This is a genomic window from Microcoleus sp. FACHB-68, assembly GCF_014695715.1.
Lineage (GTDB): Bacteria > Cyanobacteriota > Cyanobacteriia > Cyanobacteriales > Oscillatoriaceae > FACHB-68.
Genome location: NZ_JACJOT010000006.1, coordinates 75,985 through 90,346 on the forward strand (window position 1 = coordinate 75,985; position 14,362 = coordinate 90,346).

12 protein-coding genes are annotated in these 14,362 nt (G+C 46.0%); 7 read left to right on the plus strand and 5 right to left on the minus strand.

All coding sequences use genetic code 11. The annotated features are described in order from the left end of the window. The first annotated feature begins 108 nt into the window (after nt 1–108). Nucleotides 109–993, plus strand: a complete 885-nt coding sequence (locus H6F73_RS04945; RefSeq protein ID WP_190757701.1) for a ChaN family lipoprotein — start codon at nt 109–111, stop codon at nt 991–993. Between the two features lie 78 nt (nt 994–1,071). Here H6F73_RS04945 and H6F73_RS04950 read toward each other — a convergent pair whose 3' ends face one another. Both H6F73_RS04950 and H6F73_RS04955 read right to left on the minus strand, forming a co-directional pair. Further along, nucleotides 1,072–1,923, minus strand: coding sequence for an inositol monophosphatase family protein (locus H6F73_RS04950; RefSeq protein ID WP_190757702.1), 852 nt, complete (start codon nt 1,921–1,923; stop codon nt 1,072–1,074). 14 nt (nt 1,924–1,937) lie between these two features. Further along, on the minus strand, nt 1,938–3,404 hold the full coding sequence (locus H6F73_RS04955; protein WP_199330425.1) for a BCD family MFS transporter: 1,467 nt from the start codon (nt 3,402–3,404) through the stop codon (nt 1,938–1,940). A 215-nt stretch (nt 3,405–3,619) separates the two neighbouring features. On the opposite strand from H6F73_RS04955, the gene H6F73_RS04960 reads away from it, so the two are divergent. From H6F73_RS04960 to H6F73_RS04970, 3 genes are all read left to right on the plus strand, one after another. After that, nucleotides 3,620–4,564: an aldo/keto reductase gene (locus tag H6F73_RS04960; protein WP_190757703.1), complete on the plus strand. Its 945-nt coding sequence runs from the start codon at nt 3,620–3,622 to the stop codon at nt 4,562–4,564. Between the two features lie 224 nt (nt 4,565–4,788). Then, complete coding sequence (locus H6F73_RS04965; RefSeq protein ID WP_190757704.1) at nt 4,789–5,304, plus strand: isoprenylcysteine carboxylmethyltransferase family protein; 516 nt, start codon at nt 4,789–4,791, stop codon at nt 5,302–5,304. An 80-nt stretch (nt 5,305–5,384) separates the two neighbouring features. Beyond that, nucleotides 5,385–7,697, plus strand: coding sequence for an amylo-alpha-1,6-glucosidase (locus H6F73_RS04970; RefSeq protein ID WP_190757705.1), 2,313 nt, complete (start codon nt 5,385–5,387; stop codon nt 7,695–7,697). Nucleotides 7,698–7,964: 267 nt separating this feature from the next. On the opposite strand, the gene H6F73_RS04975 is transcribed toward H6F73_RS04970, so the two are convergent. Further along, nucleotides 7,965–8,501 carry a GNAT family N-acetyltransferase gene (locus H6F73_RS04975; RefSeq protein ID WP_190757706.1) on the minus strand — a complete coding sequence of 179 codons (537 nt, stop codon included), beginning with the start codon at nt 8,499–8,501 and terminating at the stop codon, nt 7,965–7,967. A 269-nt stretch (nt 8,502–8,770) separates the two neighbouring features. After that, nucleotides 8,771–9,937 (minus strand): FAD-dependent monooxygenase, encoded by a 1,167-nt coding sequence (locus H6F73_RS04980; RefSeq protein ID WP_199330426.1) that lies wholly within the window; start codon nt 9,935–9,937, stop codon nt 8,771–8,773. 180 nt (nt 9,938–10,117) lie between these two features. Here H6F73_RS04980 and H6F73_RS04985 point away from each other — a divergent pair, with 180 nt between their 5' ends. The 3 genes from H6F73_RS04985 (at nt 10,118) to H6F73_RS04995 (ending at nt 12,046) form a co-directional block, all read left to right on the plus strand. Continuing rightward, a complete protein-coding gene (locus tag H6F73_RS04985) occupies nt 10,118–10,732 on the plus strand; it encodes a hypothetical protein (RefSeq protein ID WP_199330427.1) in 615 nt (204 codons plus the stop codon). A 364-nt stretch (nt 10,733–11,096) separates the two neighbouring features. Continuing rightward, complete coding sequence (locus H6F73_RS04990; RefSeq protein WP_190757708.1) at nt 11,097–11,543, plus strand: hypothetical protein; 447 nt, start codon at nt 11,097–11,099, stop codon at nt 11,541–11,543. Nucleotides 11,544–11,878: 335 nt separating this feature from the next. Beyond that, a complete protein-coding gene (locus tag H6F73_RS04995; protein ID WP_190757709.1) occupies nt 11,879–12,046 on the plus strand; it encodes a hypothetical protein in 168 nt (55 codons plus the stop codon). A gap of 67 nt (nt 12,047–12,113) precedes the next feature. Here H6F73_RS04995 and H6F73_RS05000 read toward each other — a convergent pair whose 3' ends face one another. Continuing rightward, nucleotides 12,114–13,733 carry an MFS transporter gene (locus tag H6F73_RS05000; RefSeq protein WP_190757710.1) on the minus strand — a complete coding sequence of 540 codons (1,620 nt, stop codon included), beginning with the start codon at nt 13,731–13,733 and terminating at the stop codon, nt 12,114–12,116. Nucleotides 13,734–14,362: the final 629 nt, after the last annotated feature.

The following is a 14,362-nucleotide window of genomic DNA, read 5'->3' on the forward strand; positions in this document are numbered from 1 at the left end:
TGCTTTCTGTACTTTTAGAATCGGCATCTGAGCTTTCTATACAATTTTGCAATGCCGGTTAGTGGAACTTGATTGCAACACAGAAGTCGTGTGAGACAAAATAATTCTATGAAAATATCCCAAATTTCTAAACTGTTTGCTTGGTCGTTGGGACTGGTTCTATTGTACACCGGCACTACTTTTGCTCAACGAATTTCTAGCCCGCTTCAGGAGTCTCACAGCCGGCAAGAAGTCTTGCAGGAACTCAGCAAGGCAAGTGTCGTGTATCTGGGAGAAACCCATGATAGCGCAGAGGATCATAAAGCTCAGCTAGCGATTTTGCAAGAATTGCATCGGCAAAATCCCAAAATTGCGATTGCAATGGAAATGTTTCAGCGTCCCTATCAAAATGTTATTGATCAATATCTTGCCGGCCAGTTAACAGAAACTGAACTGGTAGAAAAAAGTGAGTATAATCAGCGGTGGGGGTTTCCTTGGGAATATTATGCACCGATCTTGCAATTTGCGAATTCAAATCGGCTGCCGGTGTTAGCTTTAAATACGCCGTCGGAAGTCACTCGAAAAGTCGTTCGTGAAGGTTTGGAAGGTTTAGCTGAAACGGATCGGCAGTATATTCCCACGGCTACGGAAATCGACCTTAGCAATGCGGAATACCGGCAAATGGTGCTAGATTCTTTTAAGCAGCATCAACAAGCCGGTCACGGTTCTAGTGCTAATTTTGAGCGATTTTTTCTGGCACAAGTTTTGTGGGATGAAACAATGGCAGATGTGATCGCTCAATTTTTAAAACAGAATCCAGGCTATCAAGTGGTTGTGCTTGCCGGTCAAGGTCATGTTATTTATGGATATGGGATTCCGAGTCGGGTTGAACGGCGGATGGCTGGGTTTGCCGGTGAGTCTTTTCAGCAGCGGTTAATTTTGCTTAATTCTGACTCGGATTTTCCCTCTGTTTCCGATAAGCCGGTTGCTGATTTTTTTTGGAAGAGTGAGTAGTTTTTTCGCGAAAGCGAATATTTGTTTTTATTAACCACAGATGCACACAGATAAACACAGATGGTTTATCTGTTGGATCTAAGGTTTTGCAGATTTATTGAGTGATTGTACTAATGGTTGAAACACCGGCACTAAATCAGGCTGGCTTAGAACTAAGGTTGGGTAAGATCGATTGCTGTAATCTTTACCGGCTTCTAAGGGAAAGATGGATTCTTGTTCTAGGGGAACCCAAACGCCACCTGCGGCGTTAATGATTGTCCAAACTGCGGCAATATCCCAAATTTTGGGGGTTGCTTCTACGCCTCCTAACGTGATGCCGGCGGCTACCATTAAAAAGTTATACGTTGCGACGCCTAGCATTCGGATTTTGCAGGGGAAGGGATGTTCAATTGCGGAAATGCTGCGAGTGCAAAAACTAAAAAAGTGATTTTTAGATAGCGAATCCCTGCTTGTATGAATTGGCTGAGAATTCAGGAAAGCGCCTTGAGTGTTTTGCGTTAAAGACTTTTCTAATTCCTTGTTCCAAAATGCCGAGAAAGTTTGCTTTAACGGCGGTAAATAAACATAGCCGAAAACTGGAAAACCTTGATAAAATAATCCCATTGAAATTCCCCAAATCGGAATTCCTCTGGCAAAGTTTGTGGTTCCGTCTAAAGGATCGATAATCCAGCACCATTCAGTATCTGGAAAAACGTGTTCTCCTTCTTCACTTAAAACTCCGTGAGTGGGGAAAGCCGCAGCGATGGCTTCTCGAATTTCCTGATCTGCCCATTTATCGGATTGGGTTACTAAACTTCCATCTAGTTTTTCTGCTGCTTGAACTTGACCGAAATCAGCCATTAACTGAGTGCCAACTCGAACAGCCGTCTTCTCTGCAAACTCTAAAACTTGCGCCCAAAAATCCCCTAATTCCTCAAGTCTCGCCTCCATCCAATTCTCCTAAATTAATCTAATTCTCCGGCCATCACCGCAGCAATTGCACTCTTTGCATTCTCGCGGAATTCTTTAATATTAACGCGCCGCAATAGAAAAATTGCAACAATCATTCCCACCGCTTGCAGTGCAAAAACCATGCTATAAGCAAGCACTGGCACAGGAAACAAATTCTTCCCTAAATTTAAAACTGCCCCACCAAATACGGTTGCCAAGCCTCTCGCCATTGCTTGAGATAAACCCCAAGCACCAATAAATGTGCCGGCTGTTTCTGCCGCCGTTAAATCTAGCATTAAACTGGTTGCGCCGGCAGTCAAAACTCCCGATGCTAACCCAAAGAATAATAAGCTACCTTTCAGCATTCCTGGATTAGCTGTAAATCCGGCGAGAATAATTAATCCTGAACTAATGGCTGCGGCTGTACATCCATATTTGGTTGTTCTGTGTTTACCTAAACGAGGCAAAAGTAAAAAGCCGGTGGAAGCAATACCGATCAGGGTTCCCATTCCATAAAAGGCATTGAGTTGAGTTGTTTGTGAAACACTCATGCCAAACACTTCCCCACCATAGGGTTCCAACACGGGATCTTGCATAAACAGGCTTGTTGTCAGCACCAACAAGAAACTAAAAAATAACCCGGTTTGGCGGTTAGCTGTTAAAATCCGCAGCGCATGACTCAAGGTAATTTTATCTTCTCGATCCACTAAAGTTGAGCGAGAGTTGAAGCGAGAATATTTTTTCTCGACTCCAAAAGTTGCTAAGACACTCAATCCAAATACCACAGCCGGCACTATCATAAAAACTGGATTAATGGTGGCTTGTAATTGAGGAATATTCGCAAGATTTGCCGAAGCGGAATTGGTAATCGCTTCTTCGCCTGCTTCTGGCATCTGTAATAACTTAGAAATTGTAATCGCACCAATCACAATTCCCACCATCAACATCGACCAAACAATGCCAATTAATTTAGAGCGATTATCGTCATCTGAAACATCCACCAGTAAAGCTGCAAACGGAGTGGAACTTGCACTGAGTGCTAATCCATAGATTGCAAAAACTAAAGCCAGAACTGCAACCCAAGCATAGGTTGAAAAACTCCAGCCGGTTGCTTGCAAACTGCCGCCGAGTTGCCACACCACTTGCACTGCAATAAAAGAGGTAATTGCAAATACCGCTGCCCCAATCCAAACAAAGCCGGTGCGGTGGTAGCCCAAAAGCGGTTTAGAATCGGATAATTGACCAAACCAAATGCGTGCCGGCGCAACAAATTGGTGCATTGCAATGGCACCGGCAGCAATTAATGGCAGCACGTTTAACTCATCAATCATCACCCGGTTGATCACCCCTAAAGTTAGGAGTGACATAATGCCTAATCCCATTTGGAATAAGCTCAGCCGGAACATTGTCAGTAAATTAAGTTTAGGCAGTAGCTTCTCTGATTCAACCGGCTCAGAATCTGGTAAATGATCGCGATTCATCTCTATACCCCACCTAATTGATCAAGCATTAACAGTATTTTGTATTTTATATGCGCGGATTGCCGGTTCCAACGCGTTCATCTGTAAATTTTTCCCACAACAGGGACGTTTCCAAATCCTCTGATCCTGGCAATCTTCTCACTCAAATGTACAAAAGACGACAAACTGCCGGCAGCGCTACACTTTTAAACGTTAAGTATTAGCACTCATCAAAGATGCAAACAACAACTTTAGGACAAAATGGGCCGGCTGTCACCGCCTTGGGCATTGGCGCTTGGTCGTGGGGTGATAAGCTGTTTTGGAACTACGGCAGCGACTACGGCGAAGCGCAGGTACGAGAAGCTTTCCATGCCGCACTCGCTGCCGGCATCACCTTCTTTGACACCGCCGAGGTTTACGGCCCAGGTGAGTCAGAAAAACTCTTGGGGCAGTTTATCAAAGAAAGCGGACAGCCGGTGCATATTGCCACCAAATTTGCCCCGCTTCCTTGGCGCTTTAACGGCGACTCGGTTTCTGATGCCCTGACGGACAGTTTAAAGCGCTTACAGATGGATCGCGTCACCCTCTATCAGGTACACTGGCCGTTCACCTTTTTTATGAGTCAGGAAACCCTGATGAACGCCTTAGCCGATGAGGTACAGCGGGGTAGAATCGAGGCTGTAGGTGTAAGTAATTACTCAGCTGAGGAGATGCGGGAAGCGCACCAGCTATTGGCGAAACGAGGCGTCCCTTTAGCCGTGAATCAGGTGCGCTATTCTTTGTTAACTCGGCAAATTGAAAGCCAAGGGATCTTGAGTGCGGCGCATCAGTTAGGTATTACCCTCCTTGCTTACAGCCCTTTGGCGCAAGGATTGCTCACCGGCAAGTATACTGCTGAAAAACCGCCTGCCGGCCCTCGTCAATGGGACCCCAAATTTAGCCGCAGCGGCTTGCAGAAAATTGAGCCGGTGCTTTCTCTGTTGCGTCAATTTGGTGAAAAATACCAACGCACGCCGGCACAAGTTGCCCTCAACTGGTTAATTGCCCAAGGCAGCGTGATTCCAATTCCAGGGGCAAAAACAGCCCAGCAAGCGCAGCAGAATGCCGGCGCATTGGGTTGGGAACTCTCTCCAGAGGAAATCCTCCGTCTGGAAGAGGTTAGCCGGCCTTGGCTGAGCTAAACTCAACACCTGTGTTACCTGTGTAGTGGACGGGTGTGAGTCTGTTAATTTAGGTTCCCACCTTAGTTTGCTTGCCCTCGTCCGTAAAACTGTTCAGTTAATCCACAAAATCACAAATTTGTCAAGATTGAGTCTGCAATAGCTCACATCTTGCCTGAACGAATTACACAGGATAAAGGACAGATAATATCGGACAAATTTAGGGGAGGTAACCACAAATTCTCATGAAACTTTTGAGAGATTGGGGTTTTACCCGCCAAGGGTGGCGAAGTGGTGAGCGCGGTGAATATTTGGTATTAATTCAGGGTTTGCTGCTGATCGCGCTTGTGATGCTGCCGGTCTACCGGCCTGCTGGGTTAAATATCAACTCACCGGCACTATTGTATGGGATTTGGGGCATCGCAGCGATCCTAGGCGTGGGGGCATTCGTTCTAATTATTAAAGGACTGTTGGATTTAGGCGGCAACCTCACACCCTTACCCTATCCTAAAGAAAATGGCCAACTTGTCCAAACCGGCATCTACAGCTTAGTGCGTCATCCGCTTTACAGTGGCTTAATTTTAGCAGCGCTAAGCTGGGCGATTTGGCAACAGAGCTTGTTTCACCTAGCCGGCGGAGTAATTCTGTTTGCCTTTCTTAATGCCAAAGCCAGCCGAGAAGAAGCTTGGCTAAGCCAGAAGTATCCAGACTACCCAAATTATCAAAACCGGGTCAAAAAGCTGATTCCTTGGCTTTACTAAAATAGCCATTGTTTTCAGAAATTTTGTTTTTGCCCCGACGTGAATGTAGAAACTTGTAACCTCAAAGAAGAATCTCCAGCATGACCCCGGATACCATTGAACTAGACGGTAAATCTTTTGTCCCAGCCGAAAATCTGCCGCTTCCAGAATGGCCTTGCGTTTTGAGTGAGCGTCCTCAGCCAACGCTCACAATTAAAGACAATGATATGTTTTTAGTTACCGATACTTTGGGTAACATCGCCGGCTGTTTGGGCAATGACACAAACGCCAGTATGGGGCTATTCTGCTGCGATACGCGGTTTCTAAATCGTTTAGAGTTGCAGATTGAAGGGCGATCGCCGGTTTTACTGAGCAGCACCGCCGATAAAGGATTTGGTCTGTCGGTTTTGTGTACGAATCCCAGAATTGAAAATCATCTCCCGCCGGAAACGATCGGAATTAAGCGGGATTTAATGTTGAATGGAGCGCTGTTTTCAGAAATTGAAATCTCTAATTACAGCACCGAGACTGTGAGTTTTCAAGTTAGCATCAGTTTTGATGCCGATTTTGTCGATTTATTTGAAGTGCGGGGGTTTGGCCGGCAAAAACGCGGGCAAATTTTACGACGAATTCCCCTAACAGGAGAACGCACAATCACAGGATCGCAGGATCTCTCCAACCGGGGAGTGGAGGAAGCAGAATTCACAACTCACACCTCAGTCCTCAGTCCTCCTCCCTCCCTCCTGGAACAGGAAGAATTAATTCTGGCATACCAAGGTTTAGATGGTTGCCTGATGGAATCTCGCATTCGTTTCGATCACCGGCATCCAGATTATTTCCAAGGTTACACAGCCATTTGGCAAATAGAACTGGCGACCCACGAAACCCAAAAACTCGGCTACCGGCTGCAAATGTTCACCAACGGTCGCCCCACTTCTAAGGTGAACCCACCGGCTACTTTTGTGCAAGCCAAAGCCGCTGAATATTTAGAAGAGGAACAGTGGACGCACGAAATTACCAAGATCCGCTCAGATAAAAACACCTTTAATCAAGTCATTGAGCGAGCTGAGCAAGACCTTTATGTGATGCGGCAGTCGATTGGCAAAAACACCGTACTCTCTGCCGGCGTTCCTTGGTTTTCCACCCTCTTTGGCCGGGACTCGATTATCGCAGCCTCGCAAATTTTAATGCTCAACCCGACAATTGCTCGTGAAACTTTGAGCATCTTAGCGGAGTACCAGGGTAAAAAAGATGATGACTGGCGCGATGAGCAACCGGGAAAAATCTTGCACGAACTGCGCTTGGGGGAAATGGCCAGATGTCAGGAAATTCCGCACACCCCTTACTATGGCACTGTAGACGCTACGCCGTTGTGGGTGATGCTTTACGCCGAATACTACGCCTGGACAGCAGATAAAGACACCCTAGAGCATCTGTGGCCCAATGCTTTGGCGGCAATGGATTGGATTGATCGTAACTGCAAACATACCGGCTACCTCAGCTATGACCGGCAGTCAAGTCGCGGTTTAGCAAATCAGGGTTGGAAAGACTCGGAAAACTGTATCGTCAACCGCCAAGGCGTGCAGCCGGCAGGCCCGATCACCCTGTCTGAAGTGCAAGCGTATGTCTACGCAGCGAAATTGCGCCTCAGCGAAATTGCCCGGATGAAAAAGCGCCTCGACTTGGCAGATCAGTGGCTAGAGGAAGCACGCGAGCTAAAAACCCGCTTCAACCGGGATTTTTGGATGGAAGAGGAAGGGTACTGCGCTGCCGCCTTGGATGGCGATGGCAACCAAATAGACGGCATTACCTCCAATCCTGGCCACTGTTTGAGCCTAGGCATTCTGACTCAGGATAAAGCTCTGAGTGTGGCGGAGCGGCTGCTTGCGCCAGATATGTTTAATGGCTGGGGCATTCGCACGCTCAGCAGTCTGTCGCCGGCATACAATCCAATGGGCTACCATATCGGTTCGGTTTGGCCCCATGATAATGCTTTAATTGCAATGGGTTTGCGCTCTCTCGGCGTGGTTGACCAAGCGTTGGAAATTGCTAAAGGATTGCTCGATATGACTAGCAAGCAACCCTACAAGCGTCCTCCTGAATTGTTCTGCGGTTATGAACGCACAGGTGATGACGAGCCGGTGCAGTATCCTGTCGCCTGTTCTCCTCAAGCTTGGGCCACCGGCAGTGTTTTTCAACTGCTGCAAATGATGGTTAATTTGGTGCCTGATGCCCACAATAATTGCTTGCGAATTATTGACCCCACTTTGCCAGAGTCGATCAATAAGCTGTCACTGCATAACCTGAAAGTCGGCAACACTTTACTTGATCTGGAATTTGAGCGGGCCGGCACAACTACTGCCTGCCGCGTTGCCAAGAAACGGGGCAACCTGCGGGTTGTGATTGAAGCTTAGATTTCACTCGTTTTGTGCAATAGGAGGGGCGATTTTTACAGTCGCCCTTCTTATTGAATGCTGTAACAAATTCTCAACCTCTGCAAATTAAAATATCTCCCTTTCAGGGAAGTGCTTTGTTATTAAGAATTCATTTTGTCTGAGTGACTGAATTCGCTTAAATCAAGCCTGCCGGTGCAAACTTAAGAAAAAGAGGTAGGTAAACCGAATTAAGTATGATAAACAACATAAGCTTCTAACTTTCTAATTGCTGCTAATAAAACTGATCTATCTTTCTCCCCCTCTTTCGCCATCTCCTAATCCCCTAATGCCGGTTTCAATTTTCCGACCCATAATCATCAAATCCCGCTCAATGCCATCGAGTTCTGCAACTTTGGGTAAATAGCCCCAGCGTTCAAAACCAAATTTTTCAAATAATAATAAACTCGGCTCATTGTGAGCGAAAATAAAGCCCAGTAAAGTCTTAAGATTCAAAGTTGGACTTTGCTCAATTGCCCGTGATAGGAGTTGCCGGCCAACTCCACTGCGCTGATAAGTTGGGTCAACATAAATCCCAAGTTCCGCAGTTGCAGAGTAAGCCGGTCTTCCATAAAATGAGCGAAAACTTAGCCACCCAGCCACCCATCCGTCTATTTCCATTACCCAAAGTGGGCGACGAGTGGGGGTGTGTTCGGCAAACCAAGCAAGGCGACTATCCACTGAAATCGGCTGTAAATCAGCAGTTGCCATACGGCTGGGAATGGAAGCATTGTAGATGGCAATAATAGCCGGCAAATCACTTTCAACAGCATCACGGATCGTCATATCTTCTCAATTACTCTTTGATCACCCTTTCTTAAATTTGCAAAATCTAAGAAGGTTTATTATTGTACCGTAGTTGCCGGATATTTAAAAATAATAACTGTTCAGATTTTGCTGAATAAAACCCATGATAATTTTAAATTCAGTGTCTACTTTTTCTGGACTTTATACTAAAGCAGAGAAAAGGCAGCAATCTAGCAAGTAGAAAGAAAACGTAAAAAAATAAGGGATGCCGGCAGTAGAAGCAGACACCCCCTGACAGAAGATGACATTCATATTACAAATTTACGGTTTTCAGAAGGCTTGTAGCTGTAGAGCCATTCTTCAAACTCATTTTGATTCATTTGGGATGATTTCATCATTTCCTGCAATGTTGTCTCGCTTTCTGGCTTGTAGGAGCGGTTCCCCTGATTTGCACTGCGAATATAGATCACTTCTGTGCGAGGGATGCGATGGCGCTCGTAAGCATCCAGAGCAGCTTCAATGCTAGGTGCAAGAGAAAGGCACTCTGCAAGTTCGTAAGCGTCCTCAAACGCGGTGTTTGCTCCTTGCCCCAGAGATGGCACAACTGGATGAGCAGCATCGCCCAATAGCGTAACTCTGCCTTCACTCCAGCGTTGTAAGGGGGTTCTGTCACAGATCGGTCGCTCCACAATCTCATCGGCAGGGGTTGCCTGAATGATCGCCTCCACAGGGTCTGCCCACTCTGCAAATATCTCCAAAACACGAGCCTTGGCATCAGTTGCACGTTGACAAACAGAATCGTCTGCCAATAGCGCACCTGCACTCCAAAAGGTGTATCCCTCGCCCACATCGACCAGCAAGAAATTTTTGCCATCGGCTGCCGTGATTAAGGTCGCTAAGTTAGGAGTCAACAGGGGGTGGGGATATTGAATGACGGCACGCCAAGACATTCGACCGGCATAAAGAGGAGAACCATCACCGATTAGCTTTTGCCTGACAACAGAGTTGATTCCATCTGCCCCAATTAGCAAATCTGACTGGATTGTTTTTCCATTTTCAAAATGAGTTTCAACACTGCTTTCATGCTGTTCAAAACCAATACATTGATGATTGAGATGAATAATATCTGACGGCAGTAACGATGCGAGGATGGCTTGCAGGCGCGACCACTGAATGTTCAACAGGGGTTGTCCATAGTGTTCCAGGGCCGTAAGCGGCTTTGACGCGATTATCTCGCCGGTGCTTCGCTTCAGTATCAAAGTGTTCATTTGGCTGCCTGCCTGTTTCAACGACTCAACCAGGCCCGGCTGAATAGCATTGAGGGTATTCAATCCATTCGGGGTCAAGGTCAGGCCGGCACCAATGGGTCGCAACGCCTGTGCTCGTTCGTAGACTTGCACATTAAATCCGTGTTTTAGCAGGGTGATTGCAGTCGCTAAACCGCCAATTCCACCCCCGATGATAGCAATGTTCATTGGGTTATCTCCCTTGAAACTAGCGTTCATGATAATACCCTAGAAGTTTTGCATATAAAAATTAGTTAAATCTTTTAATTTTGCTTAATCAAAATTTTTAAAAATTCATATAAAACACTTTTTAGCATTGCAGACAATCCAAGATTATGCTAAAATAAAACTATTCCTGATCTAGGTGAAATGATGAGCTGCCGCCAAAAGAAAAATACAGCAAATCAATCTGTAAATCAGTGTAGAAAATCTTCTAATTCTGATGAAGAAACGCTTTTAGGCGAGGCAAAAACGCTTTCATATTGGGTGAAAGATTATCTAAAAAAATACAACGATTTCTACCAAACTCAAAAAGAATGGTGGGGTGACAAAACTCTCAATTGGGATGGTGCATTAAAGAGAGCTTGGATTTCTCAGTCTGCAAATGGCAAAATGCACCCACATCAATGTCGAGTATCATCTAACTTGGCGCAAGGATTGAAAGTTTCGCAAGAAGATGCTGCGCTGCCTGAGCACTTCGAGACGTTCGAGGAACTTTACAAATGGTTAGAATACGTTGCCTATCGGGTCAAGGGTCTTGGAGCCATGACAACTTACGATGTCGCTCAACGCCTAGGGATGTGGCTGGACTTATCACCCAACGTTGTCTACCTTCACGCAGGAACGGCTGAGGCTGCAAAAAAATTTGGTATCGAAGGAAAGATTGCTCCTCTAACCGCTTTTCCTCCAGAGATTCAAGCGTTAGGATGCACTCATGCCGAGAATTTTCTATGCATCTATAAATCAGAAATTCAAGAGTTATAGGCGGCTCATGCCTAAAATTTGAAGTGCATCTACAAAAACGATTTAGGCTAATTCTAGCTGTCCAAAAAAATTATATTCCATACCCAGCGGGGAACTGGAAATCATGGCTAAATCAAAAAAGAAAAAAGCTCCCTTAAAAAAATTTGCGAGAAGCAGTTATGGTCTTCCCACATTTTATAGAAGTATAGAAAATTATGACCCAAACTATGACGTCGCTCTTCTAAGAGAAGGAGAAGACGGAGAACTATACTACTTTCAAAGCACCCTGTAGCATGAGCGCGATCAGCAGAAAGATGTTCAAAACTTCAGATAATGTTGCCCAAACCGATTAAACTTAACTTAATCTCAGCAAATTAATCTTACAATGTTTAACCCATTCTTAAGACACTCCTTTGCGGTTGCCAGTGCTGCTCTCTACACTGCTGTAATAACAACCAGTAAAGCCCACGCTTCTACGATTACCTATGATTTTACCGTCAACGTTACCCAAGGATCGTTAGCCGGTAACACATTCAATGGCAGATTCAGCTACGATGATGCAACCTTGAAAGGCACTGGAACCGAAGAATTGGGAGTAGCTGAGGGATTAACTGTTTGCATGAATTATTTTGGACGCAACTATAGCGAAACTGATGATACCAGCTATCCCGCGTTTCCAAAGCTGGTGTTTGAGGATGGCAAGATTAAGCAACTGGATTTCTGGATACAGCCGAACAAGCGTGTTAATTGGTGGGATCTAGCCGGCTGGGAAGTCAAGTTGTCGATGCGTAAAGCTGATACTGCTGCCGTTGTCAATTGTGAGAAACCCTAAAGCATTGCAAAGCAGTTATCCTCAAGGGGTAATCGCCTCATTAGTCAAAAAAAATTTTCGCAACAAAAAAAAATTAAGCTGTCTAGCAATTTTGATTTTGACTAAGGAGTCCCGAAAGAATTGAATGCTCTTTAGATAACAATCACACACATGATTACTTTATACACTGCCCCATCTTTATGGGGACTACCCAGCTTTAATGTAAGGGATGAAGCTAGAAACCTGGCTTCGCATGGCAAAGCTGCCTTACAAATCTGTGATGGCGACAGCAGAGGTTTAGGCCGCCTCTCCAAAGCGTAAGATTCCGTTCATTGACTACAACAGAAAAGCTCGAAATGTTCAAGCAAACAGAAGGGATTGATCTCGCTGCAAGTTTGAACCCGACAGAACGAGCCATCTCTCTTGCATTCCGTCGGATGCTTAAAGAAAACACTTACTGGAGAGCCATTCACATTCCTTACGGCATAGACGAAAACTGGCAACACTATCGAAGTGATTGTTAAAAAGCCGGCCCTTCTGGTTTCTATGGTTGCCCTTTCAAAGGCTCATTCAACAACAGTTTTGAAATTTTTAGCAGGGTTGTTCGGGATTTCTAGCATTACCGGCATTCGCATAAATCATTTGCGAAACCTTGGGAGGGCGATCACCGGCATGAAACGCGCGAACCCGATCTTCAATTGCTCGATCCGCATTCGTAACTCGCTCAAACTGTCGCTTGTGTTCCGCCCAAGATTCCACCACAAATGTTTCCACAAATCGACCCGGATCGGCTAAATCGTGAAACAATCCCCACTGAATTGCCCCATCTCGCCGGCGAATTTGACTGAGCATTTGCATCGCTTCTGTAAACGCCTCTGCATTGGCGGGATCGATGCGAAACTCCAGTGTCACTAACACCGGCCCATCATTCGGGCAAGGCTCAAAGGCAAGCGCCGGCTGCTGCCAGTGCAGGGATGCGCTTAAGTCCAATTTCTCTGCACATCGGAGCCGGTAGCGAAAGGTAAGCGCCACAGTCGCAATTAACCCGATCCCCGCAGATGTCAGCGTCGTCGAGATGCCGGTGCGTTGCGCCAGCGCCCCCCACAACAGGCTCCCCAAGGCCATAAATCCTTGAAATAATAGCAAATGCAGCGATAAAGCTCTGGCACGCACCCAAGTGGGAACAGCAGTTTGCGCGGCGACATTAAAGCTCACCATTGCGGCGAGGGACGCCACCCCCACCACGCTCATTGCGCCGCACACCCAGTAAAAATTGCGAACAGACGCCAGCACCAGCATCATCGTCCCAAAGATGACGGATGCCCCCGCTACCAGCCAGTCAGTAGACAAGCGCTGCCGCACTTTGGGTAAAATAAACGCGCCGGCTAACCCCCCAACTCCCCAAAAACCAAGAATAATGCCGTATTGAAGGGCATCTAAACCCAACTCTCTGCGCCCCAACAGTGGCAGGAGAGCAAACAAAGCACTGGCAAAGAAAATATATGCTCCCGTGCGGATCAACACCATTTGCAGAGCCGGCGCATAGCGTGCATAGCGAACACCGGCTTGAATTGCTCCTACAAATCGCTCTGCCGGTAAACCACTTTTTTGGGGAATTCTTTGCCAGTGATAAATCACCAAAATGACTCCCACGAATGAAGCGGCATTTAGGAGAAAAACAAAGCCGGTTCCCGCAGCCGCAATAATGATCCCCGCCAATGCCGGCCCAACTGAGCGAGACAAATTGATCGCAATTCCGCTTAAGGTAACAGCTGAGGGAAGTTCTTCTTTCGCAACCAATTCTGGGGTAATTGCCTGCCACACCGGCATATTCACAGCACTCCCCACACTTAGAGCAAATGTGAGTACCAGAAGCATCCAAGGAGTCGTGATGCCGGCAACCGTGATCACGCCTAAAAGGGTGGCTGCGATGAGCATCCAAGTTTGGGTAAATAAAAGCATCCGCCGGCGATCAATGACATCTGCCAGTGCGCCTGCCGGCAGTGCTAGCAGAAAAAATGGTAGGCTTGTTGCCGCCTGCATCAGCGCCACCAAAAACGGTGAGGGTGAAAGGGAAGTCATCAGCCATGCTGCCCCCACATCGTGCATCCAAGTGCCGGTTGATGACACCGCAGACGCTATCCAGAGGGCGCGAAATACCGGCTGTCTTAGGGGACTCCAAGCTGAGATAGATAAGGTTGGTGAGGTCATGCAATTGGATGAACGATGGCGTTAGCACTGAACTGGCTCAGTATCCTGTAAACCGGCTGTCTTTACTATACAAGCCGAGGTCAACGCGACCTGAGTTTTAAGCTTGTTTATTCATGAGAACTCTAACTAAAGCTCATAGAATTACATAGTTTTTACGGTATAGATTTGTTTGGATAATTTACAGATATTTAGCTATATAAATTTCATGATTAATTATTGAGGAACTTACTATCTGATTTTTTTTATTCTTTTTGACTTGTTCAAACAATTCTCGATTTTCTGACTTTAGCCAGTAAAAATACAGAATTTGGCAACTTGAGACTTAGCCATTTTCACCCGGAACTAATATCTTAAGAATCTAAAATGGTATCAATGACCACAATCGAGTTATTTTGATCGACCAGCAGATATATTTACTACAATGAAATATAGGGATATTCCCAATTGCAACAATATCGTGCTAACCGACAGCCTTGACGGAGTGCCGATATTGAGCTGGCCAAAGTTTTGTCAAGTAGGCTTCATTCAGGAATCCGGTGCTAGGTAGCAGTGAAAAGGCAGCTATTGCGTGAAACTAACTAACGAGATGTCTCGGTATTTTTACAGGCTGAACCGGGAAATTTCCCAAA